The sequence below is a fragment of the Nocardioides pyridinolyticus genome (assembly GCF_054653575.1).
Window position 1 is genome coordinate 191,886 of record NZ_BAAIFY010000002.1, and the last position, 26,209, is coordinate 218,094.

Genomic DNA, 26,209 nt, shown 5'->3' on the forward strand with positions numbered 1-26,209 from the left:
CGTCAACGGCGGCGGAGGAGGAGGAGGAGGAGGAGCGTTGGAGCCCAGCGGTCGTGGTGGTGCGGTGACGATGGAGGACGTCGCCGCGCGCGCCGGCGTCTCGCGCGCCTTGGTCTCGATCGTCTTCCGTGGTGTGCCCGGCGCCAGCGAAGCAACCAGGGCCAAGGTGATGAGGGCCGCCGACGAGCTCGGCTACCGCCCCGATCAGCGGGCGCGGCTCCTCGGCAGCAGCAGGAGCCGTACGATCGGCGTCGCGTTCGGGCTCCAGCACGAGTTCCACTGCGAGCTGGTCGAGCAGCTGTACGTCGCGGCGGAGGGGAGTGGCTACGAGCTGTTGCTGGGTGCACACGCGCCGTCGCGCCCACCCGGCGCCGCGGTCGCCTCCCTGCTCGCGTTCCGGTGCGAGGCGATCGTTCTCGTGGGCCCCACGCAGACGCGCGAGGAGCTTGCGGCCCTCGCGGCGCGGACGCCGGTCATCCTGGTCGGACGATCCCTTCGGGGGCTCGGCCTGGACGTCGTGCGCACCGACGACGCTGCGGCCGGAGCTCTCGCCGTTCGGCATCTCCACGACCTCGGGCACCGCGACATCGCGTTCGTCGACGGCGGTCGGGCCGCCGGTGCCGCCGAACGTCGCCGCGGCTATCTGGCGGCGATGGCCGACGCGGGCTTGTCGTCCGTGCGGGTGATTCCGGGCGGCCTCACGGAGTCCGACGGAGAGGAGACCGGTCGTCGCCTGCTCCAGGAGGGCTTGCCGTCGGCCGTCGCGGGCTTCAACGACCGCTGCGCGGCGGGAATCGTCGCGGTCAGCAGGGCCGCCGGTGTCGCGGTGCCGGACCGGCTCTCGGTGGTCGGCTTCGACGACAGCCGGGTGGCCGCACTCTCGACCCTCGCACTCACCACCGTGGCGCAGGACACCCCCTCGCTGGCCGACGAGGCGTGGCGGCTGGCGACAGGACGGGCCGCTGGCGAGTCGCGTGATCCGGTGCAGCGCGTCGTCCCGCCCCGGCTCGTCATCCGCCGCACCACGGCGCCGCCCGGCCGGGCATCCTGATGGATGAGTTGACCTGGGTGGCCGTCGCTGCCCTGGCGGTCGCGGCGATCCTCGTCGGGGTCGCCAAGACGGCCATCAGCGGCGTTGGTGCGATCTCGGTCGTGATCTTCGCGGCGGTCCTGCCGGCGCGCGAGTCGACCGGTGCGATCCTGCCGCTGCTGATCTGCGGGGACCTGGTCGCGGTCGTCTACTACCGACGGCACGCCGACTGGGCGGTGCTGGGGCGGTTGCTCCTCGGGGTTCTCCCCGGGACGGCCTTCGGGGCGTGGTTCCTCGCGGTCGTCGACGACACGCTGATGCGACAGGCGATCGCTCTGATCCTGCTCGTGATGTGCGGTCTCCAGCTGTGGCAGCGCCGTCGAGTGCTCGCCGTTCACGAGTTCGCCGGCCGCGGGAGCCCGGTCTCCCTGGCGATGGGGGCGGTGGCCGGGTTCGCCACCATGACCGCGAACGCCGCCGGGCCGGTGACGACCATCTACCTGCTGATGGCAGGGCTCACGATGCTCCAGCTGATCGGAACTGGCGCCTGGTTCTACCTGGTGGTCAACGTGATCAAGCTGCCGATGAGCATCGGGCTCGGGCTGATCACTCCGGGCACCCTGGCGCTGGACCTCGCACTGGTGCCGGCGATGCTGGCCGGAGCGGTGCTCGGGATACTGCTGATCCAACGGATCGACCAGCGTCGGTTCGAGCTCGTGGCGCTCGGCTTCGGCGGGCTCGCGGCGCTCGTCCTGCTCGCCACCTGAACGCACTTTGGCAAAATCTTCTGACATACTGACTTTCATGTCCGGCACCGCTACCTCCGAGCTGACCTCTGCCCTGCGCGGCTTCGGCGTCGATCGCTCCAGCCCGATCCCGCTCTACTTCCAGGTGTCGGGGTTCATCGAGCAGGCCATCGAGTCCGGACAGATCCCCAACGGGTCGCTGTTCGCCAACGAGATCCAGCTCGCCGAGCAGCTCGGGCTCTCGCGGCCCACGGTCCGCCGGGCCATGCAGGACCTGGTCGACAAGGGACTGATCGTGCGTCGCCGTGGCATCGGTACCCGCGTCGTGCAGCCCAAGGTCCGGCGTCCCCTCGAGCTCTCGAGCCTCTTCGACGACCTGGCCGGATCCGGCCAGAAGCCGACAACCGCGGTCCTCGAGGTCTCCACGGTCGCTGCCGACGACGAGGTCGCCCTCCAGCTGGGCATCCCCGTCGACACCGAGGTGCTCAGGGTGGTGCGGCTGCGCAGTGCCAAGGGCAACCCGATCGCCAAGATGACGAACTACCTGCCGGAGCAGGTCGGCGGCCTCACCCAGGAAGACCTCGAGCAGCACGGTCTCTACGAGCTGATGCGCGGACGCGGGATCCACCTCCACGCGGCGTCTCAGACCGTCGGCGCGCGCACGGCGACACCCGCCGAGGCGAAGCTGCTCGACGAGCGCCGCAACGCTGCCCTGCTGACGATGCAGCGCACGACGTACGACGACCAGGGCACCGTCGTGGAGTTCGGGAGCCACATCTACGCGGCGAGCCGGTACAGCTTCGAGATCTCGCTGCTGGCGCCCTAGGTCGAGGACGGCACACCCGCGGGCAGCGGACCTCGTGCATCAGGTCGAGCGTCCCGCCCCGTCGCTGATTCATCACGGTAGGCAGGTGAATCGTCACTCCCCGCGGTGGGCATGCCACGGGGAGTGCACACTCATCTGCCTACCGTGATGAATCGGCAGCGCAGCGCAGCGCAGCCCGACCCGCGGCGCGCGGCCGCCCACCGTCAGGCGAGGTCGACCCAGGCGCGCTTGCTCACGGACTCCTCCATCGCGTCGAGCGCCCGGGCGGAGGCCACCGCGTCCGCGAGCGTTGCCGCGCGGGGCCGACCGTCGACGATCGTCGAGAGGAAGCGCGCGGCCTCGAGGACCTTGAGGTCGTCGTACCCCATCGCGATGCCCGCGCCCGGTTGGAACAAGCCGTAGTCGCCGGCGCCGGGGCCGACGTACCTCGTGGCCATCGGCTGGTCCGAGAAGGTGTCGCCGAGGCAGACCTGGAGCTCGCCCATCCGGCGGAAGTCCCACGCCAGGGCTCCGCGGGTGCCGTGCACCTCGAAGCCGTAGGCGTTCTGGTCACCGACCGCGACGCGGCTGGCCTCGAGGGTCACGTGGGCTCCGCCGGTGAGGTGGAGGAGGGCCGAGACGGCATCGTCGTTCTCGACCGGGCCGGGGTCGCCGCCGGCGGTCAGGGTGTGGCCGCGCGTCGCGCCGGTGGGCCGCGCGCGCTGGGGGATGAACGTCGCGCTGTCGGCGACCAGGCTCTCGATCTCGCCGAGCACGAACCGGATCAGGTCGACGCCGTGGGAGGCGAGGTCGCCCAGGACCCCGTTGCCACCGCGCTCGCGCTCGTAGCGCCAGGACAGCGCGCCGGCGGGATGGGCGGCGTAGTCGCTGAACATCCGCACCCGGCAGTGCGTGATGTCCCCGACGGCGCCCTCCGTGACCAGGCGGCGGGCCTCCTCGACCGCAGGAGAGTGGCGGTAGTTGAAGCCGACGACGCCGGTAAGGTCGGCCCTCGCGACGGCGTCGGCCACTGCCTGGGCGTCGGCCAGGCCCAGACCGACGGGCTTCTCGATCCAGAGGTGCTTGCCGGCGTCCGCGACCGCCGTTCCGAGCTCGCGATGCAGGAAGTTCGGGGCAGTGACGCTGACCGCCTCGACCCGCGGATCCGTGAGCACGTCGTGCCAGTCCTCCGTCGCCGACTCGAAGCCGAACCGCTCAGCGGCCTCGGCGGCCCGCCCCGGCACCGCGTCGGCGACCAGCACGAGCCTCGGACGTACCGCGACCTCGGTGAGGTGGTGCGGCACCCGCGCGTACGCGGTGGTGTGCGCCTTGCCCATCCAGCCGAAGCCGATGACGGCGCTGCCGATCTCTCGAGATGTGGCGGACACGGGAGCCCCTTCCTGACCAGGCGGCAGTGCGCACACCCTCTCCCAACTCGGCGACCAACGTCAAGACTTTGTCCGGTCATACGAACAATTACGTGCGTTCGGGGGTATCGGCAGGGTTGCCAGTAGACCGGTCCGCCGAGCGTCGAACAGACTGCTGGGTAGCCTGCGAAGGGAGTGAGGACCGGGCAGTATGACGAGTTCATCGAGTCGGTGGCGCGAGGCGCCGGCATCTCGCGGGAGGAGGCGGAACGCATCACGTCCGCCACCTTGCAGACCCTGGCCGAGCGGATCACGGGTGGCGAGGCCGAAGACCTCGCGGCGCAGCTTCCCCAGGAGCTGAAGCCCCACTTGACAGGGGCAGGGGAGGAGGCCGAACGGTTCGACGTCGACGTCTTCGTGGCGCGGGTGGCCGAGCGCTCCGGGACCGACCCGGACCAGGCGCTGGCGCACGCGGGCGCCGTGTTCGCCACCCTCCGCGAGGCGGTCACCGCCGGAGAGCTCGACGACGTCGCCGCCCAGCTCCCCGACGGTCTGCGGGACCTCGTCGGCTTCCACTGACCGGCTTCCGAACGAGATGCCGAAGCCGCCCGAGGGACACCCGTGGCAGGAGACGGGTCAGACTCCTCGGGCAGATCGAGGCGACGGGAGCATCACTGGGCGACGTTGGGGATGGTCGTCTGTGGACTCATCGTGTCGGCGGAGACCGTCGTCGGCACGTAGTCCATCGTGGCGAGCTTGCGCGCCGTGTCGACGAACTGCCGAACCGTAGGAGCGTCGACGTCGTCGCGCCACGCGATGGCCAGCGGGGAGGGCGGGATGTCCTTGACCGGCACGAAGGCGAGCCCCGGACGCTGGTAGTACCGCTGCGTGGACGCTTGGGTGAACGCGACGCCCCGGCCGGCCAGGATCGCCTCGAAGCACTCATCCACGGACCCGACTTCGGCACCCAGGCGCACGTCGCACGACCCCCGGCTGTCGACGGCGAGCCAGAAGTTGCGCCAGTACTCCGGTGCTCGTCGTCCGACGAAGGGCTCGTTGATGACGTCCTCGACGGACACGAGCTCGCGGTCCGCGAGAGGGGAGTCGGATGACACGACCAGGACACGCGGCTCGACGAACAGGGTCTCGATGGAGAGCCAGTCCTGGACGAGGATGGGCGGTCTGACGAACGCGACGTCGCTCGCGCCCGACGCCAGGCCGACATACGGGTCGGCGAAGTCGTAGGCGCGCATCTCGACCTGGATGCGCGGGAAGCGCCGTTGGAAGGCCGCCAGGATCCGGGGGGTCAGCTCGGCTGCCGCGTTCGCCTGGAAGCCGACGACGAGGCTGCCGTCGACGTCGCTGCGAGCCGCCTCGCGCGTCAGCTGCTGCAGGCGTTCAGCGCTGGCGAGCAGCCGGGTGGCCTCCTCCAGGAGGACCACGCCGGCGGGCGTCAGCGCCACGTGCCGGCTGTCGCGCTCCAGCAGCTGCGCCCCGATCTGGTGCTCGAGCTTGCGGATCTGCACGCTCAGCGACGGCTGGCTCACGTGCAGTCGGGCTGCGGCGCGCCCGAAGTGGAGCTCCTCCGCCACTGCTACGAAGTAGCGGAGGACGCGCAGGTCTGGTGGATCGGCCACTCGTCGATGCTAACCGGGCCGATCGGCGCAGGACCAATAGTCGTGGCCTATCGACGGTTCACTCCTAGGCATTGGACGCACGTCCCCCACCCGGGTTCCCCTGGTGACGCCCACCACAACGGTCGGCGATGCAGGAGCGCACCACCGGCTCGCTGCGCTCAGAGAGAGGAAGAGTCCCCATGACAACGGCGCCCACTGCCACTCGCGCCCCGGCCGAGTGGGCGGAGGCCTTCACCGAGGCCAACAACACCGACCCCGAGCTCCAGGCCCACGGCACGTACCTCACCACCACCTGGCTCCTCGACGCAGGCGAGCACAGCTACGCCATCAAGCTGGAGTCCGGCAAGGTCACCGACGTCACCGTCGACCCCGGTCCGCTGGACGTCCCCTACCAGTTCGCCATCCGCGCCAGCGCCGACACGTGGCGCGAGTTCGGCCAGCCGGTCCCCAAGCCGATGTTCCACGGCATCTGGGCCGCCTCGTTCCAGCGCGACATGCGTCTGGAGGGCGACGTCCTCGTCCTCATGCAGAACCTGCGTTGCATCACGCGCCAGATCGAGCTGCTGCGCGTCATCGGGTCCCCGGTCTGAGAAGGAGCAAGAACACCATGAGCAAGATCTCCCCGGTCACCGGGCGCTACGTCACGATCGAGGTCGACGGCCTCGAGTACAAGGTCTTCTACCTCGAGAACGGCACCGGCCAGCCGCTGGTCTGCCAGCACACCGCCGGCGCCCACAACCACCAGTGGCGTGGCCTCCTCGAGGACGAGGAGATCACCGCCAACTATCGCGTGATCGCCTACGACCTCCCGCGCCACGGCAAGTCCGACCCGCCGGAGAACACCGAGTGGTGGAAGGAGGAGTACCAGCTCACCGCCGACCACTTCGTGAACTTCATCGTCGCCCTGTGCGACGCCCTCGAGCTCGAGGACCCGCTGTTCATGGGCTCGTCCTTCGGCGGCAACGTCGCCCTCCAGTTGGCCCTGCGTCATCCTGACCGGTTCGGCGGCGTGCTCTCGGTCGAGGGAGCCGACTACTCGCCGGGCTTCTACCTCGACTGGTGGCAGCACCCCCACGCCAACGCCGCGCAGATCTGTGCCAGCGGTACGTGGGACCTGATGGCCCCCCAATCCCCGGAGGCCGACCGCTGGAAGACCTGGTTCTACTACTCGCAGGGTTCCGAGGCCTTCAAGGGCGACCTGCACTTCTACTCGGTCGACCATGACCTGCGCGGCCGCCTGCACGAGATCGACGGCGACAAGTGCCCCGTGGTGATGCTGACCGGCGAGTACGACTACCTCACCACGCCCGAGGACAGCGCCCGCACCGCCGGTGAGATCAAGAACGGGGCCTTCATCAACATGCCCGAGATCGGCCACTTCCCGATGAGTGAGAACCACGACCGGTTCCGCGTCCATCTGATCGAGGCCCTCGACGCGCTCCAGCGCGTGAAGGCGCACGCCTGAGGCGACGCCTGACTCGCGTGGAAACGGTCGGCGGGACCTCCCGCCGGCCGTTTCCCACGCCTTCTCACCGGCGCGAGCAAGCACGCGTCACCCCTCCCTGGAAGGACACAGCGTTGAAGCGGCACGCCAAGCCCATGTGGGTCGCCGGAAGCCACGTGACGGGCAGCCGGAGCGAGAGCGTCCTCAACCCGTACGACGGCGCCCATGTCGGCGAGGTCAGCCTCGCCGACCCCGACCACGTACACCAGGCAGTGGCGGCCGCGCATGAGGCGCAGCAACCGCTCGCTCAGCTCCCCGCCTTCCGGCGCGCCGACGCCCTCGACCACGTGGCCATGCGGTTGCGCCAGCGGCAGCAAGAGATCGCAGCCGTCATCGTGGCGGAGGGTGGTAAGCCGGTGCGGTGGGCGCTGGCGGAGGTCGACCGGGCAGCGATCACCTTCCGCCTCGCGGCCGAGGAGGCCCGGCGGTGGTCAGGCGAGCTGCAGCGTCTCGACACCGACCGAGCGGGTGAGGGACGCCTCGCGCTCAACCGTCGGGTCCCTCGTGGCCCGGTGCTGGGGATCACCCCGTTCAACTTCCCGCTCAACCTGGTGGCCCACAAGGTCGCGCCCGCGCTCGCGGTCGGAGCGCCGATCATCGTCAAGCCAGCACCGGCGACGCCGCTCACCGCGCTCGCCCTCGGCGAGCTACTCGCGGAGACGGACCTGCCCGAAGGATCCTGGTCGGTCATCATGGTCCTTAACTCCGAGATGGACGCTCTGGTGGCGGACCCGCGCCTGCCGGTCATCTCCTTCACCGGGTCGGGACCGGTCGGCTGGAGCATCGTGGATCGGGTGCCGCGGAAGCACGTCACCCTCGAACTGGGCGGGAACGCGGCCGTCGTGGTGTGCGCCGACTGGAGCACCGAGGCGGACCTGGAGCTCGCAGCGAAGCGGATCGCAGCGCTCGGCATGGGCCACGCGGGCCAGTCCTGCATCTCGGTGCAGCGCGTCATCGCCGACCGCACCGTCTACGACCGCCTCCTCGATAAGATCACCGTGCACGTGCGTGGTGAGGTGCTGGGCGACCCGCGGGACGCGACGACCACCGTCGGCCCCATGATCAACGAGGCCGCCGCCGCACGTGCCCAGGCTTGGGTCCAGGAGGCGACGACAGCCGGGGCCACCATCGTCACCGGTGGAGACCGAGATCGTGCGCTGCTGACCCCCACCGTGCTGACCCAGGTCCCGGGCGACGCGCGGGTGATCCGCGACGAGGTGTTCGCACCGGTGCTGACCGTCACGGCGGTCGACAGCGAGCAGGAGGCGTTCGACCTCGTCAACGACTCCGCCTTCGGGCTGCAAGCCGGCGTCTTCACGCACGATCTCGCCACCGCCTTCCGGGCACACCGCGAGCTGCAGGTCGGAGGCGTCATCGTGGGTGACGTCCCTACGTACCGGGCCGAACAGATGCCCTACGGCGGGATCAAGGAGTCCGGCGTGGGCCGGGAGGGGGTCCGATTCGCCATGGACGACCTGACCTATGACCGCTCACTCGTCCTGACCGGCATCGAGCTGTGAACGGCTCGATGCAGCAGGGCAGGCAGCGCCGGCAGGGTGTGACGACACCAACGTCGGAAAGCCGTCCCGCCACCCTACGATCGCCACGAGGGTCTCGTCGCTCGCTGCGACGCGCCCGGCTCGTCGATCCCGGAAGGTGGAGGCAATGACCTGCCTCGTGTGCAAGAACGACACGGTGGAGGGACACTGTCCTCGGACCAGGCCAGCGTGCGCCTGGTACCGCTGCCTCAGCTGCACCGCGGTCCTCGACGTCGGCCGGCGGATCCTCTGGCTGCCGTCCCACCGGGTGGTCCGGTACGGCTGAGGCCGGAGGACGTTCGGGGCAGAGGGTCCGGGTGCAGGTTCGGGTTGGGGAGCGGGGCTCGCTAGGTCTGGAGCCCGGCGAGCAGCGCGCGTCGGCTGGCGCGCACGTGCTCGCGCATCACGCGCTCGGCGCTGTCGCCGTCCTTGTCGACGATCAGCTCGAGCACGTTGTGGTGCTCGCGGTCGGACTGCAGTGGCCGGCCGGGCTGGCTGAGGGACGTGGTGACCAGACGCGAGTACGCGAGCTGGTTCATCAAGGTCCGGTAGTGCGCCTCGAGCTTGCTGTTGTCGGCACCGGTGATGAGCAGGTCGTGGAACTCCTGGACCAGCTCCGCGTACCGGTCCCGGTCGTCGCGGGCGACGGCGAGATCGGCCTGGCGGAGGTTCTCCTCGAGCTGGTCGACCTCCTGCACCCGGCCGCGCTGGGCGAGCAGCCGGGCCGCTGCTCCCTCGAGCAGCTCCTTCATCTCGAACAGCTCGGTGATCTCCCGACGCGATGGCGTGGTGACGAAGGTGCCGACGCGCGGTCGGATCTCGACCAGGCCCTCGGTCTGCAGCTGCTTGAGCGCCTCGCGCACCGGGGTGCGGGAGACACTGAACTCGTCGGCGAGCGCGAGCTCGGACAGGTTCGCTCCCGGCTGGATCTCACCGGCGATGATGCGGCGGCGCATCTCGGTGATCACCCGGCCCTGGATCAAGCCGTTGCCGGTGCCGTTCGCCTTGCTCACCGCGCGCCTCCTCCGTCGTTCCGGTGCTGAATCATGCCAGTGGCGGGAGCGCGCCGCCGTCGAAGAACCTGCCGGCGGCGTAGACCATCGGGTGCCGGTCCGAGACCTCGGCGTGCACCACCCGGCAGATGAACACCGTGTGGGTGCTCGCCTGCAGCCGTTCGCGGATCTCGACCTCCATCTGCGCGCTGCTGCGTCCGATCAGCGGGCTGCCGAAGGGACCGGGCTCCCAGTCGAGGCCGGCGAACTTGTCGGCACCCTTGGCAGCGAACCGGCTCACGACGTCCATCTGGTCGGTGGAGAGGATGTTGATGGCGAGGTGGCTGGCTCGGAACAGGCAGTCGTGGGTCGAGGAGCTGTGTTGCACGCAAACCATGACCGTCGCGGGATCCAAGGTGATGCTGGAGAACGCGTTGACCGCGAGGCCGCGGGGCGTGTCCTCGTCCATCGCGGTCACCACCGTGACCCCGGTGACGAACTGGCGGTTCACCTGCTTCATCAGGTCGAGATCGGGCTGGCTCGGCGAGCTGGCCATCAGAGTGCTCCTTGTCATGGCGATCAGAGGTCCTGCCCCACGCTGATGATGCCGAGGGCGGTCAGCAGGGATCGCGGATCCCAGGTGACATGCTCCTCGACGATCCGTTCATCCTCGAAACGCGCGAACGTCGCGCCGCTGACCCGCACCTCGCGTCTGGTGGCCGGTACGCCGAGCAGGGGATGCTCGTGGCGCCCGACGCTGTGCCACCGGATGGCCGCCCGGTCACCTTCCACCACGATCTCGTCGATGGTGGTGACGAGGTCCGGGAACGCCGAGCGCGTCGAGATGATCGACGCCTTGAACTCGGTGAGGCTCTCAGCGGAGCCGTCGCTGCCGAGCCGTCGGTAGTCGGGGCTCAGCAGGTCGTCGAACGCGTCGACCTCACCGCGGTCCCAGGCGGCGTCCCAGGCCTTCTCGATCCGCTGCCGACGGTCATCGGTCTCGGACATGTCTCCTCCGTCTGTCTTGTCGCCGGTCGTCGGCTCAGGGCTGGTCGTGGCTGGTCACTTGTGCGGAGCCGGGGTCTCCGGCGCGCTGGTCGTCTCGGCGTCCGCGGCACGTCGGTCGGCGAGCAGCTCCTTCCAGAACGACACGGTCAGTCCGGCGATGATCACCAGGAAGGGCAGTGAGGCCACGATGACGGTCTTCTGCAGTGCGCTCAGGCCGCCGGCCAGCATCAGCACGATCGCGGTGATGCCGGTCAGGACACCCCAGAGGACGAGCACCGAGCGGCGCGGGGTGAGCGAGCCGTTGGAGGTCATCATGCCGAGCACGTAGGTGTTGGCGTCGGCTCCGGAGACGAAGAACATCACCACGAGCAGGATCGCGATCGTGGAGGTGATCGTCGCCAGCGGGAAGTGGTCCAGGGTGGCGAAGAAGGCGCTGTTGATGTCGGTCGCGGTCTGCGCGGCGATGTCGCCGCCCTGGAACATGTCGACGTGGATGGCGGTGCCACCGAAGACGCTGAACCAGGTGAAGAACACCACGCTCGGGACGACGAGGACACCGAGGATGAAGCCGCGGATGGTCCGGCCCCGCGAGATCCGAGCGAGGAAGACGCCCACGAAGGCGCCCCACGAGACCCACCAGGCCATCATGAAGTAGGTCCACCACTGCATCCACTCGAGACCACCGAAGGCGGTGCCCTGCAGGCTCATGCGGAAGAAGTCGGTGGCCCACATGCCGATCGACTCGATGTAGAGGTTGGCCACGAACACCGCCGGACCGACGACGAGGATGAACACGAAGAGGGCAGCGGCGAGGACGACACTTCCCTGGCTCAGGAACTTGATGCCCTTGCTGACACCCGTGACCGCCGACATCGTGAAGATCGCCGTGACGGCGGCGATGATCAGGACCTGGGTGACGTTGTTGACCGGCACACCGAAGAGCCTGCCGAGCCCGTTGTTGACCTGCAGGGAACCCAGGCCGAGCGACGTGGTGGTGCCGAACAGGGTCGCGAAGACGGCGAGGACGTCGATCGTCTTGCCGATCGGGCCGTTGGCCCGGTTACCGAGGAGCGGCACGAACAGCTGGCTCACGAGGGTGCGGCGACCCTTGCGGTAGGTCGAGTAGGCGATGGCGAGGCCGAACACGGCGAAGATCGCCCAGGCGTGAAGTCCCCAGTCGAAGTACGAGTACTGCAGGGCACGCACCGCCGCGCCGGGTGTGTGGGGCTCGGCGAGGCCGTGCGGGGGAGTCGCGAGGTGCGAGATCGGCTCCGCGACGCCGTACGACACCAGGCCGATGCCCATGACGGCGCTCAGGATCATCGCGAACCAGGTCAGCGTCCCGAACTCCGGCCGGTCCGTGTCCCTGCCGAGGCGGATACTGCCGGCCGGGCTGAAGGCGAGGAACACCAGGAAGATCAGGATGCCCAGGGTCACCACCAGGTAGGTCCAGCCGAAGCTGGCCGTCACCCAGTTGAGTGACGTGGTGGTCACCGTGTTCAGGTTCTCGGTGAAGAGGACCGCCCAGGCGACGAAGATCGCCGAGACGGACACCGACGTCCAGAAGACGGAGCCGAGCTTCCCCGGCAGGTGCGGAAGATGGTGCCCGCCGTCGCCCGCGTCGCGGCCCGTCACCTTGGACGGATGGGTCGACGGGCCGGCGTCCGCCGACGCGGTCGGGCCGGTGCTGAGATCACTGGACATGGTGCTCCTTGTGCATCCGTTCAGTCTGCGAACGTCGGGCCGTCCCGTTCCAGCCCTCGCTCTTGTATGCAAGAGCACGTTAGGCACGTCACAGCGGCGTGTCAATGCTCTTCGGGCAAGTTGTCGGTCGCCGAGCGAAGAATCGCCAGTTTCACGCTCAAAACAACGCGATTCGGAGACCTAACTCCCGGACGCCATGCCCACATCCTCGAGCGACTTGACCCTCACCGGATCTCCATCTACCGTTCTGTGGCATGCAAGAGCGTGAAGTCGCGGCCCTGGTCGCGCTGCGGAAGCTGGTCGTCTACCGCGAGGTCGTGGTGACCGAGGCCGGTGAGCTGCCCGCGCGTCCGGCGTGGCAGGCGAGCGTGGCCGCCGTGATCCGCAACCCCTGGGTGGGCACGGCTCCCACCCACGACCTCGCCTCTGAGGTCGGCCGGGTTGCCCCGGTGCTGGCCAGGCTCCTGACCGACCGACTGGTCAAGGCCCTGGGTGGGGTGGAAGCGATCGAGGCGTTCGGCAAGGCGGCGATCATCGGCACCGCCGGCGAGATCGAGCACGGCGGAGCGCTCATCCATACGCCGTACTTCGGCAACCTGATGCGCGAGTTCCTCGAGGGCGAGTCGATGATCTGCTTCGCCGACACCCGAGCCGCGGCCGGCGAGCCGCTGGTGGTGCCGCTGTGGCACAAGACCCAGGCAGCCACCCGGAGCCACTACCAGACCGTCACCACCCGGGTGCCTGATGCGCCTCGCGCCGACGAGCTGGTGATCGTTGCCGCGGCATCGACCGGCCCACGACCGCACCCTCGGATCGGGGACCGCACCACCGACCCTGTCGTCACCACCAAGAACCTGGAGAGTGTCCTGTCATGAACGTTCGCAAGGTCGTCACCGTCGTCGAGGAGATCCGCACCGAGGGTGGTCGCGAGGTCTGGCCGCCGGCCCGGGTCGCCGTGGTCGCGGCCGTCATCGAGAACCCGTGGGCCGGCCAGGGGTTCGTCGAGGACCTCAACCCGGGCATCGACGCCACCGCCTCGGACCTCGGGGCGCTGCTCGCGCCCCAGGTGCTCGAAGCGCTCGAGGCGCCGGCCGAGGCGTACGGCAAGGCCGCGATCGTCGGGTTGGATGGCGAGATCGAGCACGGGTCCGGCCTGATCCACACGCTCAAGTTCGGGGACCACTTCCGCAAGGCGGCCAACGCCACCACGCTGCTGCCCGCCGTCGAGAAGCGCGGTCCGGCCGGGGTCGCCTTCGACATCCCGCTGAAGCACATCACCGACGCCACCATCCGCTCGCACCACCAGAGCGTGGAGGTCCGTGTCGCGGATGCGCCGCATCCCGATGAGATCGTCATCGCGCTGGCCGCCGCCTCCCAGGGCCGTCCGCAGCAGCGGCTGGCCCCGCTGTCCACCGAGCAGTGACAAGCGCCTGAAGGACCACAGATGACCAAGCCGACCCTGGTGCTGCTGCACGGCGTGGGCCTCGACCACACGATGTGGGGCCCGGTCGCCGACCTGCTGTCCGACGCGTTCGAGGTGGTGACGCCCGATCTGCCGGGGCACGGGTCGCGACCGCCCGCGCCTGCCGGGACCACTCTGGCCGATCTGGCGGACGGCGTGGCCGAGGAGGTCCGGCCCGGGTCGCACCTGGTCGGCTTCTCGCTCGGGGCCCTGGTTGCGCAGCACCTGGCCCGCTACCGGCCCGATCTCGCTGCCACCCTGACCTCGGTGAGCTCGGTGTGCCGGCGCACGCCGGAGGAGCGCGACGCCGTGCTCGGTCGCCTGCGGACGGCCGAGGCCGATGTCGCCGCCAGCGCGGCCGCGTCGCTGAGGCGGTGGTACGACGGCACCGACGTCGACCCCGACCTGGTCCGGCGCACCGAGGCCACCCTGCTCGCCAACGACCGCGACAGCTTCCTGAACTGCTACCGGGTCTTCGCCACCGGCGATGAGGAGATCGGACCCGAGCTCGGCCGGATCACGGTGCCGTCGCTGGCGGTCACCGGCGAGCACGACCCCGGCTCGACCCCGGAGATGACCCGACGCCTCGCGGACGCCATCCCCGACTGCCGGGCCGTCGTCGTGCCCGGCGCCCGGCACATGCTTCCCGTCGAGCGCCCGCAGGCCCTCGTCGACTGCCTGAGCACGTTCATCGGAGAGGACGCACATGTCTGACCAGAGCACCCTCCAGCACTTCATCGGCGGCGAGTGGGTGGCACCCGCGTCGGGGGAGTACTTCGAGAGCACGAACCCCGCCACGCGCGACGTGCTCTACCGTGCGGCCCGTGGCAACGCGGCCGACGTCGCCGCCGCCGTCGACTCGGCTCGGGTGACCTTCGAGGACCCGCGCTGGCGCGACCTGAGCCAGACCCGTCGAGGTCGTCTGCTCCGCAACCTCGGCGACCTGATCGGCGAGCACGCCGAAGAGCTGGCCCGCTCCGAGAGCCAGGACAACGGCAAGCTGCTGCGCGAGATGCGCGGCCAGCTCGCGACCCTCCCGGAGTACTACTTCTACTACGCCGGCCTGGCCGACAAGATCCACGGCTCGGTGATCCCCACCTCTGACCGGCAGGTGCTCAACTACACCACCCGCGAGCCGCTCGGGGTGGTGGGCGCGATCACCCCCTGGAACTCCCCGCTCACGCTGACCACCAGCAAGCTGGCGCCGGCCCTGTGCGCCGGCAACACGGTCGTCATCAAGCCCTCCGAGTACACCTCGGCCACCGTCCTGCGCCTCGCCGAGCTCGCCATCGAGGCCGGCTTCCCTCCCGGTGCGATCAACGTCGTGACCGGATTCGGAGCCGAGGCGGGCGCGGCGCTCGTCGACCACCCGTCGCTTGCCAAGATCTCCTTCACCGGGAGCACGGCCACCGGCGCCCGGATCGCGTCGGCCGCCGCCGGGCGGTTCATCGGGTCCACCCTGGAGCTCGGCGGCAAGTCGCCCAACATCGTGTTCGAGGACGCTGAGGTGTCGAACGCGGCGATGGGCGTCGTGGCCGGGATCTTCGCTGCCGCAGGACAGACGTGCATCGCCGGCAGCCGCGTCTTCGCGCACCGCTCGGTCTACGACGAGCTGCTCGAGCGGGTGACCGAGCGCGCCCGCACCATCCGGATCGGCGACCCACTCGACGACGACACCGAGCTCGGGCCGCTGGCCTTCGAGGACCAGCGCGACAAGGTCGCGTCGTACGTCGACCTCGGCCGCACCGAGGGTGCCCGCGTCCTCACCGGGGGCCGGCCCACCGACGGCGGCCTGGGCGGCTACTTCTACGAACCCACCGTCCTGGTCGACGTCGACAACGGCATGCGGGTGGTCCGCGAGGAGATCTTCGGCCCGGTCGCGGCGATCATGCCCTTCGAGAGCGAGGAGGAGGTCGTGCGCCTCGCCAACGACACGGAGTACGGCCTGGCGGCTGGCGTCTGGACCACGAACCTGTCGCGGGCGCACCGGGTCGCCTCCCGGCTCGAGGCCGGCACGATCTGGGTGAACACCTATCGTGCGATGTCGCCGATGTCTCCGCGCCAGGGCTTCAAGAACAGCGGGGTCGGTGTCGAGCACGGCACCGAGACCATCAAGGAGTACACCCGGCTCAAGAGCGTCTGGATCAACACCAGCGAAGAGCCCGTGGCCGACCCGTTCATCATGCGGAGCTGAGCGCCGTGCCACTGATCGAGATCACGCTCGGCGAGGGCCGCGACCACGAGCAGATCCGCAGCATGATCCACGAGGTGCACGAGGCCGTCTTGCGCACCGCCAACACGAGGCCCGAGCACATCCGCGTCATCGTCCGCGAGGTTCCCCGCACCCACTGGGCCACCGGGGACCGGACGCTCAGGGAGATGGACGCAGCCGCCAGCCCACCCAGGACCCCGTCAGGAACCGAGGAGCAGTCGTGAGATTTTCGTTGTTCGTCCACATGGAGCGCTGGGACGACCAGGTCAGCCACCGCCAGCTCTTCGAGGACCTGACCGAGCTCACGCTCATGGCCGAGGCGGGCGGGTTCGGCACGGTGTGGATCGGCGAGCACCACTCGATGGAGTACACCATCTCGCCGAACCCAATGCCGCTGCTGGCCTACCTCGCCGGGCAGACCGAGACGATCCGCCTCGGCGCGGGCACGATCATCGCGCCGTTCTGGAACCCGATCCGGGTGGCCGGCGAGTGCGCGCTGCTCGACGTGATCAGCAACGGTCGGATGGAGGTCGGGCTGGCCCGCGGTGCCTACCAGTTCGAGTTCGACCGGATGGCCGGGGGCCTGGCGGCGTCCGACGGCGGCAAGCACCTGCGTGAGCTGGTGCCGGCCGTCCGCGAGCTGTGGCAGGGCGACTACGCCCATGACGGCGAGATCTGGCAGTTCCCGACCTCGACGAGCGTCCCGAAGCCGGTGCAGCAGCCCACCCCGCCGATGTGGATCGCCGCACGCGACCCCGACTCCCACGACTTCGCTGTCAGCCAGGGCTGCAACGTCATGGTCACCCCGCTGATGAAGGGCGACGAGGAGGTCGAGGACCTCAAGAACAAGTTCGAGACCGCCGTGGCCAACCACCCGGACGTGCCCCGACCCGAGCTGATGGTGCTGCGCCACACCCACGTGCACTCACCCGAGGACCCGGACGGCTGGCGCCCCGCCGCCGAGGCGATCTCGCGGTTCTACCGCACCTTCGACGCCTGGTTCGGCAACAAGACGACGCCGGTCAACGGCTTCCTCGAGCCCAGCCCCGAGTCGAAGTTCGCCGAACGCCCCGAGTTCGAGCTGGACTCCCTGCACAAGACCGCCATGATCGGCACGCCGGACGAGGTCATCGAGCGACTGCGTCACTACGAGGAGCTCGGCGTCGACGAGTTCAGCTTCTGGTGCGACAACAGCCTTCCCCACGAGGAGAAGAAGAAGTCTCTCGAGCTCTTCATCCGCGATGTCGTCCCGGCGTTCCAGGGGCGGTGACCAGCAGCGGACCGGGCAGACGGCCAGGCCCATGCCGGCCGTGCCCGTCGTGCGCCACGCGGGCAGGCGCCACGGATAACGCGATCCACCACCCCCGCGCGTAGTATCGACCGGCCTCCCTTCGCCGCCGCGAAGGATGAACGGCGTCAGCTGCGAGTGATCCACGGGACCAAGAAGCCGGCCCGGGTCACCCGCAGCTGTGACGACCAGGCAAGGAGATGCGGTGGAGCGCCAGATGAAGCAGGACCCGTGAACAGGGTCCTGCTCGAGCGGGTCGAGCGTGGCGGGTGGCTCGTCGGGCTCGCCGTGGTCGCGGTGCTCGTGGCGGCCGACCTGGTCTCGGGGCGGCAGATCAACGGCGTGTACGCCGGCGGCGCGGTCGTGGCAGCCCTGTTCTGCACGCCGGGCCGGACGTCGGTGGTCGCGGCGGTGGCGGTCGTGGCGTCCGCGGCCTCCGGGGCCTGGAACGGCAACCTGGGCACCTCGGAGTGGCTCCTCCGGTTCGCCGCCTGCGCGCTGCTGGCGGCCCTGGCCGTGGCGGCCGCGCGGTTGAACCAGCACCGGCGTGAACAGCTCGAGCGTGCCCAGAGCCTGGCTCAGCAGGTGCTCGACGCCCTCGCGGTGGAGCTGACCGGAGCCAGGACGGTCAAGGACGTGGCCGACGGGTTCGTCAGCCATGCCGCGGCCGTGCTCGGCGCCAAGTCGGCCATGGTGCACTCCTTGGATCCCGACGGGGTGCTGCGCACGGTCACCTGGAGCGGCCGCGGCAACGGTGCCGCCGACCAGTTCCAGGAGCTGCCGCTCGCCAGCGACCTCCCGGGAGCTGTCGCGGCCCGCGAGGGGATCGACCTGCACTACTGGTCCGTCGCCGAGATCGAGCGCGCCTTCCCTGCGCTGGTCGGCTACTACCGCCAGGAGCTGAGCCTGCACGTCCTTCCGCTGAACAGGGGGGACCGGATCCTCGGACTGCTCTCCATCACGTTCCCTTCGGGGACCTTCTCCGCGTCGGAGGATGGATTCCTGCACTCGCTGGCGGGTGCGCTGTCCAGCGCGATCGTGCGCGCCGAGGAGCTCCAGGCGACCGACGCCGCCACGCAGCGCACGGCGCTGCTGGCCGAGGCCTCCATGACCCTGTCGCGGAGCCTGGACGTCGACGGGACCCTGGCCGAGGTGGTGCGGCTCCTCGTGCCGCGGTTCGCGGACTGGTGTGCCGTGCAGCTCCTGCACGACGGTGAGCTCGAGACGGCGGCGATCCAGCACCGCGACCCCGACACGACCGCGTGGGCCCGCAGCATGAAGGGTGCGTTCCCCACGCGGATGGACGCGCCCACCGGAGCGCCGCGGGTCGTGCGCACCGGGCAGAGCGAGATCTACCCGTTCATCCCGTCCGACCTCGTCGACGCTGCCGCCATCAACGAGGAGCACCGCGCGATCCTGCGCCGCCTCGGCATGACCAGTGCGATCGTGGCGCCGTTGACCGGCCGCGACCGGATCCTGGGCGCCGTCACGCTGATCCACGCCGAGTCGGGACGCCGGTACGCCGAGGCCGACCTCGTCTTCCTCGAGGAGATCGCCGAGCGGGCCGCCCTGGCGCTCGACACCGCGGTGACGTTCCAGCAGCAGTCCGAGCGACTCGCGGGCGTGATGCTGGTGGCGGAGGCCGCCCAGCGCGCGATCCTGGCCCCACCGCCGCCCCGGGTCGGGCCCGTGACGCTCACCGCCCGCTACAGCTCGGCGGCCGTCGAGGCGCAGGTGGGCGGCGACCTCTACGAGCTCGTCGAGCGACCCGACTCGGTCCGGCTGCTGGTCGGTGACGTGCGGGGCAAGGGGTTGGGCGCCGTGCGGAGCGCCACCGTCGTGCTCGGCGAGTTCCGGGCGGCGGCCGCCGGGGACAGTGACATCGCCGATGTCGCGCGCGAGATCGACCGGCGCATCGTTCCCTACCTGCCCGACTCCGAGGACTTCGTCACCGGCGTGCTGGTCGACATCGCCCACGACGGGACGTTCAGCGTCGTCTCGTGCGGTCACCCGGCTCCGGCGCAGGTGACCGCGGACGGCCGGGTGAGCACGATCGACCTGGACCATGCCGTCCCGCTGGGCCTGGGCGCGGACCCGCAGGCGGTCAGCGGGCAGCTGCGGCCCGGTGACCGGCTGCTCCTCTTCACCGACGGGCTGATCGAGGCCCGCTCGCCCGCCGGCTCGTTCGTCGACCCGACGCCGTTCCTCGCCCGCCTCGCGGACCTGCCGTTCGACACCGCCCTCGACGGTCTGCTCGACTCGATCCGGAGCGCCGCGGGACACTCGCTCGACGACGACCTCGCCCTGCTCATGGCCGGCTACGACCCGCTGACGTGAGTCCGGGGCGTCAGAGCCGGACGAGCATCTTCCCGGTGTTGTCGCCCCGGTGGAGGCCGAGGAAGGCGTCGACCGCGTGGTCGAGCCCGTCGATGCAGGTCTCGCGATACTGCAGGGAGCCGTCGGCGAGCCAGGCGCCGGCCCGTCGGTAGAACTCCGAGGCGGCGTCGCCGTGGTCGGTGACGATGAAGCCGCGGAGCGTCAGGCGCTTGCTGACCACCATCATCATGTTGCGCGGGCCGGGGATCGGGGCCTCGGCGTTGTAGCCGGCGATCGCCCCGCAGAGCGCGATCCGGCCGAAGTCGGCCATGGCGGAGATCGCGGCCTCGAGGTGGTCGCCGCCCACGTTGTCGAAGGAGACGTCGACGGGGGAGTGCTCGCGCAGCTGGCGGCCGATCGGGGCGTCCTTGTAGTTCAGGGCCACGTCGAAGCCCAGCTCGTCGGTGAGCCAGGCGCACTTCTCCGCCGAGCCGGCGGAGCCGATGACCTTCGCGGCACCGAGGAGCCGGGCTATCTGGCCCACCGCGGACCCGACCGCACCGGCCGCGCCCGACACGAAGACCGTCTCGCCCTCCTTCATCCCGGCGACGCGGGTCAGTCCGACGTACGCCGTCATGCCCGGCATGCCGAGCGCGCCGAGGTAGGCCGACGCGGGGACCTGCGAGACGTCGACCCGGCGCGCGGCCTTCGCCGGGAGCAGGGCGTGCGTGCGCCAGCCGGCCTGGTGGAGGACCGTGTCGCCGACCGTGAGGTCGTCGGATCCGGACGCCACCACCTCACCCACGGCGCCGCCGTCGAGCGGGGCGTCGAGGGCGAACGGCGGCACGTAGGACTTCACGTCGTTCATCCGGCCGCGCATGTAGGGATCGACCGACATCACCGTGTTGCGCACGAGCACCTCGCCCGGGCCCGGATCCGGCAGGTCCACGTCGACGGTGCGGAAGTTGTCGGGCGTGGGCCACCCCTGGGGGCGGGAGGCGAGGTGGATCTCACGGGAGCTGGTGGTCATGCACCCGATCCTGCCGACCGACGGGAACCGCGCACGCGCGCCGCTCGCCTGATCACGGCCGACTTGCCCAACCTGTGCGATGCGGAGCGCAGCCTGCTGACGATTGGATGTCGTCCGTCGACATCACCCGGAGGACGTTGTCCCTGGGATCGCGTCCTCGTGCCCACGAGGAGGAGCGATGAGATCGAGCCGGATGTTGGTTGGCGTGGGGACGGTCCTCGTCCTCGCGGTCGGCGGCGCTGCGGTGCCCGCCAGCGACGCCGGAACCATGCGGGGACGCGGAGGCCACTCCGCGAGCGGCGATGCGGTCTGGGCGTGGAACGAGATCGCGGTGAACACGCTCAGCACGCTGCCCGGCCCGGCGGGCGGCACCCCGTTCGGGACGGCGATCCACCTCGGCATGGTCCAGGGAGCGGTGTTCGACGCCGTCAACGCCATCGGGCATCGACACTTCCGGTCCTACGTGCTGATGCAGCGGTTCCCGTCCGGTGCCTCGACGGACGCCGCGGTCGCAGCCGCTGCGCACGACGTCCTGCACGACATCGTCTCGACGGTGCCCAACCTCCCCGACGCGACCCGGGCCGCAACGCTGACCACGCTGACCACGGCGTACGGCGACGCGCTCGCCGCCGTTCCGGACGGCTGGTCCGAGGACGCGGGCGTGGCCGCGGGCCAGGCCGCAGCCGCGGCGATGCTGGCCGAGCGCGCGGACGACGGCCGGTTCGGGCCTTCGCCGTTCGTGCCGGATCCCACGCCCGAGCCGGGTGAGTGGTCGCCGCTACTCGACCCGGTCACCCAGGCGCCGATCCTCGACCCGACGCCGTGGGTGGGCAACGTCCGGCCCTTCGTGCTGACGTCGCCGTCCCAGTTCCGCACAGCCGGCCCGCTCCGGCTCGGGGGTGCCCGCTACGCCGCCGAGCTCAACGAGGTCAAGGCACTCGGCTCGGTGACCAGCGCGGTGCGCACGCCGACCCAGACCTACGTCGCGAAGTGGTGGCAGAGCACGCCGGTGCGGAGCTGGAACGAGGTCGCCCGCGACCTCGCGACCCGCCACGACCTCGGTGCCCTGCACACGGCTCGGCTGCTCGCCCTGGAGAACTTCAGCGAGGCCGACGCGGCGATCAACTGCTGGAACGACAAGTACCACTGGAACTTCTGGCGGCCCTGGAACGCGATCCGTCGCGCAGCGGAGGACCGGAACGCGGCGACGGTGGCCGACCCGGCCTGGTCAGCGCTGATCACGGCGCCCTATCCGGATCACCCGTCCGGCCACCTCTGTCTCGACGGCGCCGGCGTCCGCAGCCTGCGGATGTACTTCGGCGACACGACCACCGGCGGCTACTCGATCACGAGCGTCTCGGCGCTCCTCGCGGCCGGAGAGCCCACCGTCCGGCACTTCGACAGCTTCACCCAGGCGCTCGACGAGATCGTCGAAGCCCGCATCTGGGCCGGCCTGCACTTCAGGACCGCGGACCGGCAGGCCAAGCAGCTCGGCCTGGACGTCGCGCGGTACGTCTGGAAGAAGGAGCTCCAGCCGGTCCACCACCACCACGACTGAGCGTCACCCTCGGAGCGGCCCCCGCGACGGCGGGGGTCGCTCACTCAGGAGCGGAGCACCTTCTCCATCGGCCGGCCCTTGGCCAGCTCGTCGACGAGCTTGTCGAGGTAGCGGATCTGCTGCATGAGCGGGTCCTCGATCTCCTGGACCCGGACGCCGCACACCGAGCCCGTGATCAGCGCGGCGTTCGGGTTGAGGTCGGCGTCGGCGAAGAAGTCGGCGAACGTGGTCTCCGCGGCCAGGTGCCGCTCGAGCGCGGCCTCGTCGAAGCCGGTGAGCCACGCGATGACCTGGTCGAGCTCGGCCCGGCTCCGGCCCTTCTTCTCCACCTTGGCCACGTAGTGCGGGTAGACCGATGCGACGCTGACGCCGTAGATGCGGTGCACCTACCGAGGGTAGTCCCGGCGGCCTCACCCGCGCGGGTGAGAGGGGCTCGGCGGGTGCCGAGCACGCGCGGTCGGTGTGGAACGCTGTGCGGGTGGAAGGCCCGGTGAGCGACGTCCCCGGCGTGGAGACCGACCGCCTGGCCTGGCGGCTCGCGGTCGACGCTGCGGGTGTCGGCGCCTTCGAGTGGGACCTCGTCACCGGCGAGCTGCGGTGGGACGAGCGGCTGCTCGAGCTGTTCGGCCTCGACGAGCGCGCCTTCGGCGGCAGCATCACCGCGTTCAACGAGCGGGTGCACCCCGAAGACCTGGACCGGGTGAGCGAGGCACTGCGCACCGCCGTCGAGACCTGTGGCGAGTACGCCGCCGAGTACCGCGTCATTCTGCCCGGCGGTGACGTGCGCTGGGTGAGCGCGCGCGGGCGCGCCCTCGCGGACCGGCCGGGTGGTCCGGCGGTCCAGCTGCTCGGCGCGGCGTACGACACGACCGCCGTACAGGAGGGCGAGGCGCGGGTCGCCCGCGTGCTCGAGTCGATGCCCACGGCGTTCTTCCAGGTCGACCGCTCGTGGCGCTTCACCTACGTCAACTCCGAGGCCGAGCGACTGCTCGGGACGACCCGCACCGTGATGGTCGGCGGGACGATCTGGGAGCTCTTCCCGGCCGCCGTCGACAGCGAGTTCGAGACGCACTACCGGCACGCCATGGACTCCGGCGAGCCGGTGGCCTTCGACGCCTACTACCCGCCGCCGCTGGACGCCTGGTACGAGGTCCGCGCCTGGCCGTCCCCGGACGGCCTCGCGGTCTACTTCATCGACGTGACCGCACGGCACGCGGCGCAGGAGGAGCTGGACCGGGCCGCGCGCCGCGGCGAGCTGCTCGCGGGCGTGAGCGAGGCGCTGTCCGGGACGCTCGACGCCGCCGAGGGCGTCAGCCGCCTGGCCGATCTGCTGGTGCCGGCGCTGGCCGACTGGTGCCTGGTGACGCTGGTCGAGGACACCGGTGCCACGGACTGGCGACAGCGCCTGCGCGATGTCGGGTGGGAGCACGTCGACCCGGTCAGCCGCGAGACGCTGCGTCGGTACGCCGAGAGGCGACTGCCGGCGATGACCGACGACTCCTACCTGGTGCAGGCGATGGCCAGCGCCGATCCCATCGTCATCGACGCCGACGCGACCGAGGAGGTCGCCGGCGTCCTGGTCCCGGGCGAGGCCCAGGACCTCCTGCGCGAGCTGGCCCCCGCGTCGGCGTTCGTCGTGCCCCTGCGCGGGCCGGACCGGACCGTCGGCGTCCTCTCGGCCTTCCGGGGGCGGCACCGTGCGTCGTTCTCGGCCGAGGAGCAGGCGCTGCTGGCCGACATCGCGTCGCGCGCCGGCCTGGCGCTCGACAACGCCCGGCTGTACGCCGACCAGCGCGACGTGGCCGAGGCCCTCCAGCGCAGCCTGCTCACCGAGCCGCCGCAGTCCGACCACCTCCAGATCGCGGTGCGCTACCAGCCGGCGGCCGAGGCCGCCCAGGTCGGCGGTGACTGGTACGACGCGTTCGTCCAGCCCCACCCCTCCCCGGACACGCTGGTCGTCGTCGGGGACGTCGTCGGCCACGACGTCGCCGCGGCCGGCGCCATGGGCCAGGTCCGCGGCCTGCTGCGCGGCATCGCGGCGCAGGGCGGGTCGACGCCGGCCGAGGTTGTGCGCGCGGTCGACGCCGTCATGGACACGCTGCGGGTCGAGACCACCGCGACGGTGGTCGTCGCCCGCCTGGAGCACCCGGACGAGGCCGCCGGGGGCGTACGGGTGCGCTGGTCCAACGCGGGCCACCCGCCGCCGCTGCTCGTGACGGCCGCGGGCGAGGTCACCGTGCTGGTGGGGTCGGAGGGCAACGACCTGCTGCTCGGCTTCGACCCGCGGACCGAGCGCCACGAGAACGAGGCCGTGCTCCCGGCCGGCGGCGCGCTGGTGCTCTACACCGACGGGCTGGTCGAGCGACGCACCCAGGTCGTCGACGAGGGCATCGCGATCCTCGCCGGCCACCTGGCCGAGCTCGCCCGAGCCGGTACGCCGCTGGAGGAGCTGTGCGACCACCTGCTCGCGCGGATGCTCCCCGAGCGGCTGGAGGACGACGTCGCGCTGCTCGCCGTTCGTCACCCCTCCGGTCCGGTTAGGTGAGCAGGTGGGCGGGTACGTGCCAGTTCGGAATGCACGAGCGCTGAGCACGGGGTAGGGACATGGGTGCAGGTTGGACCGCCGTCTCGACGACGGCGACGCTCGACGCGGCCGAGCTCTCAGCGCGCGAGGCGCGGCAGCTGGTGCGCGCCGTGCTCGCCGACGCTCGCGTCTCGACCGAGGCCACGGAGACCGCGCTGCTGCTGGTCAGCGAGCTCGTGACCAACGCGGTCCTGCACGCCGACGGCCGGCCGGTCCTCGACGTCGCCGTCGAGCCGGAACTGCTGCGCATCTCGGTCTCGGACACCGGCCGCGGCATGCCGGAGGTGCAGACCGACAACCCGCTGCTGTCCGACCGCGGCCGCGGCATGCTGCTCGTCGACAGCCTCGCGTCGCGGTGGGGGAGCGAGCGCACCGGCGCGCGTGGCAAGCGGGTGTGGTTCGAGCTCGAGCCGTCCTCGGGGAGCGCGCGGTGAACCCGTCCCTGCCGTACGACCCGGACCACCATGACCCCGGCTCGGTCGCGGCGAACGGCCGGTGCTCCTGGCACGCGTCCTGCGACGGCGAGGCCGTCGTGTCGTTCCAGGACCGGGACGGGGCCTGGCAGTCCGGATGCGCGGTCGCCCTCCGGGAGCTGGTCGACCGCGGCGACATCGAGCCGCTCGGCCAGGGAGCCTGACGGGCGCTTCCGGGCCCGCGGATGGCCACGTCTGCCCAATGTGGGTGACATCTCCCTCGCCCGGCCGGCTGGATCGGGATCCGGTGGCACCGTGACCGGATGAGCGGCTTCGAACAGGCCTCGGACCGGCTGGACCGCACGCTGTCGGTCCTGAAGCGCGCCCTCGAGGCGGTCTTCTACAGCGTCCTGATCTTCGTCCTGGCCTGCGTCATCCTCCTGGTGGCGGCCGGCGTGTTCGGCCTCCTCCACCAGGGCAACGACTTCGGCGGGACTCCCGGCGGCTCCGGCGGAGACGTCATCGTTCCGAGCGTGCTCCGCTGACGAGCACTGTCCCAGGGGGCTCCGATGGTCGACCACCACCTCTCACCCGAGCACGAGCGCATCGCGCGGGAGGCGACCGCACGCATCCGGGCCGCCGTGGCGGCAGGAGCGCCTCAGTCGAGCCGGCGAGCGGACGATCGCCAGGTCGACGTCTCGGTGGAGGCCGCGGTCACCGAGCGCAACAGGTCGACCTCGGCACGCAGCTGAGGGTGCGGCGCGAGGCCCGCGGCCTCGAGCGCGCGGACGTAGGTCTCGAGCGCGGCGAGCAGGTGTCGCTGCGCGCGGACGAGCCCGAACCGGTTCGTGTTGTCCGCCTGCCGGTAGGCCGAGACGTCCTCCCGCGCCGCGTCGATGACGATGCGCAGCTGGCCGAAGGCCCTGCGATCTGGTCGCACCACTCGTTCGACCGTCATGCGGGGACCGTACGACGATCCGAGGAGCCGCCGCCGGCGAGGCGCCGAACATCCCCC

At 70.8% G+C, this 26,209-nt stretch carries 28 protein-coding genes; 19 read left to right on the forward strand and 9 right to left on the reverse strand.

Features of this window, described 5'->3' with window-relative positions:
- The first annotated feature begins 37 nt into the window (after nucleotides 1-37).
- Genes ACYQ0U_RS03020 through ACYQ0U_RS03030 form a run of 3 tightly spaced genes read left to right on the forward strand, consistent with a single transcriptional unit; the run spans nucleotide 38 to nucleotide 2,602 of the window.
- The gene (locus tag ACYQ0U_RS03020; protein ID WP_459969242.1) at nucleotides 38-1,051 is read left to right on the forward strand and encodes a LacI family DNA-binding transcriptional regulator; all 1,014 of its coding nucleotides are present in this window, start codon (nucleotides 38-40) and stop codon (nucleotides 1,049-1,051) included.
- Nucleotides 1,051-1,797, forward strand: coding sequence for a sulfite exporter TauE/SafE family protein (locus ACYQ0U_RS03025; RefSeq protein ID WP_459969244.1), 747 nt, complete (start codon nucleotides 1,051-1,053; stop codon nucleotides 1,795-1,797). Before ACYQ0U_RS03020 ends, ACYQ0U_RS03025 begins: the two co-directional genes overlap by 1 nt.
- Nucleotides 1,798-1,834: 37 nt before the next feature.
- A complete protein-coding gene (locus tag ACYQ0U_RS03030; RefSeq protein WP_459969246.1) occupies nucleotides 1,835-2,602 on the forward strand; it encodes a GntR family transcriptional regulator in 768 nt (255 codons plus the stop codon).
- A 203-nt stretch (nucleotides 2,603-2,805) separates the two neighbouring features.
- Here the strand turns inward: ACYQ0U_RS03030 and ACYQ0U_RS03035 are convergent, their stop codons facing one another.
- Nucleotides 2,806-3,969: a Gfo/Idh/MocA family protein gene (locus ACYQ0U_RS03035; protein ID WP_459969248.1), complete on the reverse strand. Its 1,164-nt coding sequence runs from the start codon at nucleotides 3,967-3,969 to the stop codon at nucleotides 2,806-2,808.
- 174 nt (nucleotides 3,970-4,143) lie between these two features.
- Here ACYQ0U_RS03035 and ACYQ0U_RS03040 point away from each other — a divergent pair, with 174 nt between their 5' ends.
- The gene (locus tag ACYQ0U_RS03040; RefSeq protein ID WP_459969250.1) at nucleotides 4,144-4,527 is read left to right on the forward strand and encodes a DUF2267 domain-containing protein; all 384 of its coding nucleotides are present in this window, start codon (nucleotides 4,144-4,146) and stop codon (nucleotides 4,525-4,527) included.
- Between the two features lie 92 nt (nucleotides 4,528-4,619).
- Here the strand turns inward: ACYQ0U_RS03040 and ACYQ0U_RS03045 are convergent, their stop codons facing one another.
- A complete protein-coding gene (locus tag ACYQ0U_RS03045; protein WP_459969252.1) occupies nucleotides 4,620-5,585 on the reverse strand; it encodes a LysR family transcriptional regulator in 966 nt (321 codons plus the stop codon).
- 179 nt (nucleotides 5,586-5,764) lie between these two features.
- Here ACYQ0U_RS03045 and ACYQ0U_RS03050 point away from each other — a divergent pair, with 179 nt between their 5' ends.
- The 3 genes from ACYQ0U_RS03050 to ACYQ0U_RS03060 all read left to right on the forward strand — a co-directional run bounded on the left by ACYQ0U_RS03050 (nucleotide 5,765) and on the right by ACYQ0U_RS03060 (nucleotide 8,609).
- Nucleotides 5,765-6,175, forward strand: coding sequence for a hypothetical protein (locus ACYQ0U_RS03050; RefSeq protein WP_459969254.1), 411 nt, complete (start codon nucleotides 5,765-5,767; stop codon nucleotides 6,173-6,175).
- 17 nt (nucleotides 6,176-6,192) lie between these two features.
- Nucleotides 6,193-7,050, forward strand: coding sequence for an alpha/beta fold hydrolase (locus ACYQ0U_RS03055; protein WP_459969256.1), 858 nt, complete (start codon nucleotides 6,193-6,195; stop codon nucleotides 7,048-7,050).
- 113 nt (nucleotides 7,051-7,163) lie between these two features.
- Nucleotides 7,164-8,609 (forward strand): aldehyde dehydrogenase family protein, encoded by a 1,446-nt coding sequence (locus tag ACYQ0U_RS03060; protein WP_459969258.1) that lies wholly within the window; start codon nucleotides 7,164-7,166, stop codon nucleotides 8,607-8,609.
- Nucleotides 8,610-8,974: 365 nt separating this feature from the next.
- Here the strand turns inward: ACYQ0U_RS03060 and ACYQ0U_RS03065 are convergent, their stop codons facing one another.
- Genes ACYQ0U_RS03065 through ACYQ0U_RS03080 form a run of 4 tightly spaced genes read right to left on the reverse strand, consistent with a single transcriptional unit; the run spans nucleotide 8,975 to nucleotide 12,331 of the window.
- A complete protein-coding gene (locus ACYQ0U_RS03065) occupies nucleotides 8,975-9,640 on the reverse strand; it encodes a GntR family transcriptional regulator (protein WP_459969261.1) in 666 nt (221 codons plus the stop codon).
- A 31-nt stretch (nucleotides 9,641-9,671) separates the two neighbouring features.
- Nucleotides 9,672-10,175: a flavin reductase family protein gene (locus tag ACYQ0U_RS03070; protein ID WP_459969263.1), complete on the reverse strand. Its 504-nt coding sequence runs from the start codon at nucleotides 10,173-10,175 to the stop codon at nucleotides 9,672-9,674.
- Between the two features lie 23 nt (nucleotides 10,176-10,198).
- Nucleotides 10,199-10,627: an ester cyclase gene (locus ACYQ0U_RS03075; protein ID WP_459969265.1), complete on the reverse strand. Its 429-nt coding sequence runs from the start codon at nucleotides 10,625-10,627 to the stop codon at nucleotides 10,199-10,201.
- A 54-nt stretch (nucleotides 10,628-10,681) separates the two neighbouring features.
- Nucleotides 10,682-12,331: a BCCT family transporter gene (locus tag ACYQ0U_RS03080; protein WP_459969267.1), complete on the reverse strand. Its 1,650-nt coding sequence runs from the start codon at nucleotides 12,329-12,331 to the stop codon at nucleotides 10,682-10,684.
- A gap of 254 nt (nucleotides 12,332-12,585) precedes the next feature.
- On the opposite strand from ACYQ0U_RS03080, the gene ACYQ0U_RS03085 reads away from it, so the two are divergent.
- The 7 genes from ACYQ0U_RS03085 (at nucleotide 12,586) to ACYQ0U_RS03115 (ending at nucleotide 19,630) form a co-directional block, all read left to right on the forward strand.
- Nucleotides 12,586-13,206 (forward strand): amino acid synthesis family protein, encoded by a 621-nt coding sequence (locus ACYQ0U_RS03085; RefSeq protein WP_459969270.1) that lies wholly within the window; start codon nucleotides 12,586-12,588, stop codon nucleotides 13,204-13,206.
- The gene (locus ACYQ0U_RS03090; RefSeq protein WP_459969272.1) at nucleotides 13,203-13,754 is read left to right on the forward strand and encodes an amino acid synthesis family protein; all 552 of its coding nucleotides are present in this window, start codon (nucleotides 13,203-13,205) and stop codon (nucleotides 13,752-13,754) included. Before ACYQ0U_RS03085 ends, ACYQ0U_RS03090 begins: the two co-directional genes overlap by 4 nt.
- A 21-nt stretch (nucleotides 13,755-13,775) precedes the next feature.
- Nucleotides 13,776-14,507, forward strand: a complete 732-nt coding sequence (locus ACYQ0U_RS03095) for an alpha/beta fold hydrolase (protein ID WP_459969274.1) — start codon at nucleotides 13,776-13,778, stop codon at nucleotides 14,505-14,507.
- Nucleotides 14,500-15,987 (forward strand): aldehyde dehydrogenase, encoded by a 1,488-nt coding sequence (locus ACYQ0U_RS03100; RefSeq protein WP_459969276.1) that lies wholly within the window; start codon nucleotides 14,500-14,502, stop codon nucleotides 15,985-15,987. The genes ACYQ0U_RS03095 and ACYQ0U_RS03100 overlap by 8 nt, the downstream gene beginning before the upstream one ends.
- Before the next feature lie 5 nt (nucleotides 15,988-15,992).
- Nucleotides 15,993-16,229, forward strand: a complete 237-nt coding sequence (locus tag ACYQ0U_RS03105) for a tautomerase family protein (RefSeq protein ID WP_459969278.1) — start codon at nucleotides 15,993-15,995, stop codon at nucleotides 16,227-16,229.
- Entirely contained in the window at nucleotides 16,226-17,275 is a 1,050-nt protein-coding gene (locus tag ACYQ0U_RS03110; protein WP_459969280.1) for an LLM class flavin-dependent oxidoreductase, read from the forward strand. Before ACYQ0U_RS03105 ends, ACYQ0U_RS03110 begins: the two co-directional genes overlap by 4 nt.
- Nucleotides 17,276-17,524: 249 nt before the next feature.
- On the forward strand, nucleotides 17,525-19,630 hold the full coding sequence (locus ACYQ0U_RS03115; protein ID WP_459969282.1) for a SpoIIE family protein phosphatase: 2,106 nt from the start codon (nucleotides 17,525-17,527) through the stop codon (nucleotides 19,628-19,630).
- Nucleotides 19,631-19,640: 10 nt separating this feature from the next.
- Here the strand turns inward: ACYQ0U_RS03115 and ACYQ0U_RS03120 are convergent, their stop codons facing one another.
- Nucleotides 19,641-20,639 carry an NADP-dependent oxidoreductase gene (locus ACYQ0U_RS03120; RefSeq protein ID WP_459969284.1) on the reverse strand — a complete coding sequence of 333 codons (999 nt, stop codon included), beginning with the start codon at nucleotides 20,637-20,639 and terminating at the stop codon, nucleotides 19,641-19,643.
- 205 nt (nucleotides 20,640-20,844) lie between these two features.
- On the opposite strand from ACYQ0U_RS03120, the gene ACYQ0U_RS03125 reads away from it, so the two are divergent.
- A complete protein-coding gene (locus ACYQ0U_RS03125) occupies nucleotides 20,845-22,197 on the forward strand; it encodes a vanadium-dependent haloperoxidase (RefSeq protein WP_459969286.1) in 1,353 nt (450 codons plus the stop codon).
- A 44-nt stretch (nucleotides 22,198-22,241) separates the two neighbouring features.
- Here ACYQ0U_RS03125 and ACYQ0U_RS03130 read toward each other — a convergent pair whose 3' ends face one another.
- Nucleotides 22,242-22,583: a DUF2200 domain-containing protein gene (locus ACYQ0U_RS03130; protein ID WP_459969288.1), complete on the reverse strand. Its 342-nt coding sequence runs from the start codon at nucleotides 22,581-22,583 to the stop codon at nucleotides 22,242-22,244.
- Between the two features lie 104 nt (nucleotides 22,584-22,687).
- On the opposite strand from ACYQ0U_RS03130, the gene ACYQ0U_RS03135 reads away from it, so the two are divergent.
- From ACYQ0U_RS03135 to ACYQ0U_RS03150, 4 genes are all read left to right on the forward strand, one after another.
- The gene (locus ACYQ0U_RS03135; RefSeq protein ID WP_459969290.1) at nucleotides 22,688-24,742 is read left to right on the forward strand and encodes a SpoIIE family protein phosphatase; all 2,055 of its coding nucleotides are present in this window, start codon (nucleotides 22,688-22,690) and stop codon (nucleotides 24,740-24,742) included.
- 59 nt (nucleotides 24,743-24,801) lie between these two features.
- Nucleotides 24,802-25,215, forward strand: coding sequence for an ATP-binding protein (locus tag ACYQ0U_RS03140; protein ID WP_459969293.1), 414 nt, complete (start codon nucleotides 24,802-24,804; stop codon nucleotides 25,213-25,215).
- Nucleotides 25,212-25,418: a hypothetical protein gene (locus ACYQ0U_RS03145; protein WP_459969295.1), complete on the forward strand. Its 207-nt coding sequence runs from the start codon at nucleotides 25,212-25,214 to the stop codon at nucleotides 25,416-25,418. The genes ACYQ0U_RS03140 and ACYQ0U_RS03145 overlap by 4 nt, the downstream gene beginning before the upstream one ends.
- 99 nt (nucleotides 25,419-25,517) lie before the next feature.
- Nucleotides 25,518-25,739, forward strand: a complete 222-nt coding sequence (locus ACYQ0U_RS03150; RefSeq protein WP_459969297.1) for a hypothetical protein — start codon at nucleotides 25,518-25,520, stop codon at nucleotides 25,737-25,739.
- A 113-nt stretch (nucleotides 25,740-25,852) separates the two neighbouring features.
- On the opposite strand, the gene ACYQ0U_RS03155 is transcribed toward ACYQ0U_RS03150, so the two are convergent.
- Nucleotides 25,853-26,152, reverse strand: coding sequence for a hypothetical protein (locus ACYQ0U_RS03155; protein ID WP_459969299.1), 300 nt, complete (start codon nucleotides 26,150-26,152; stop codon nucleotides 25,853-25,855).
- Nucleotides 26,153-26,209 lie beyond the last annotated feature (57 nt).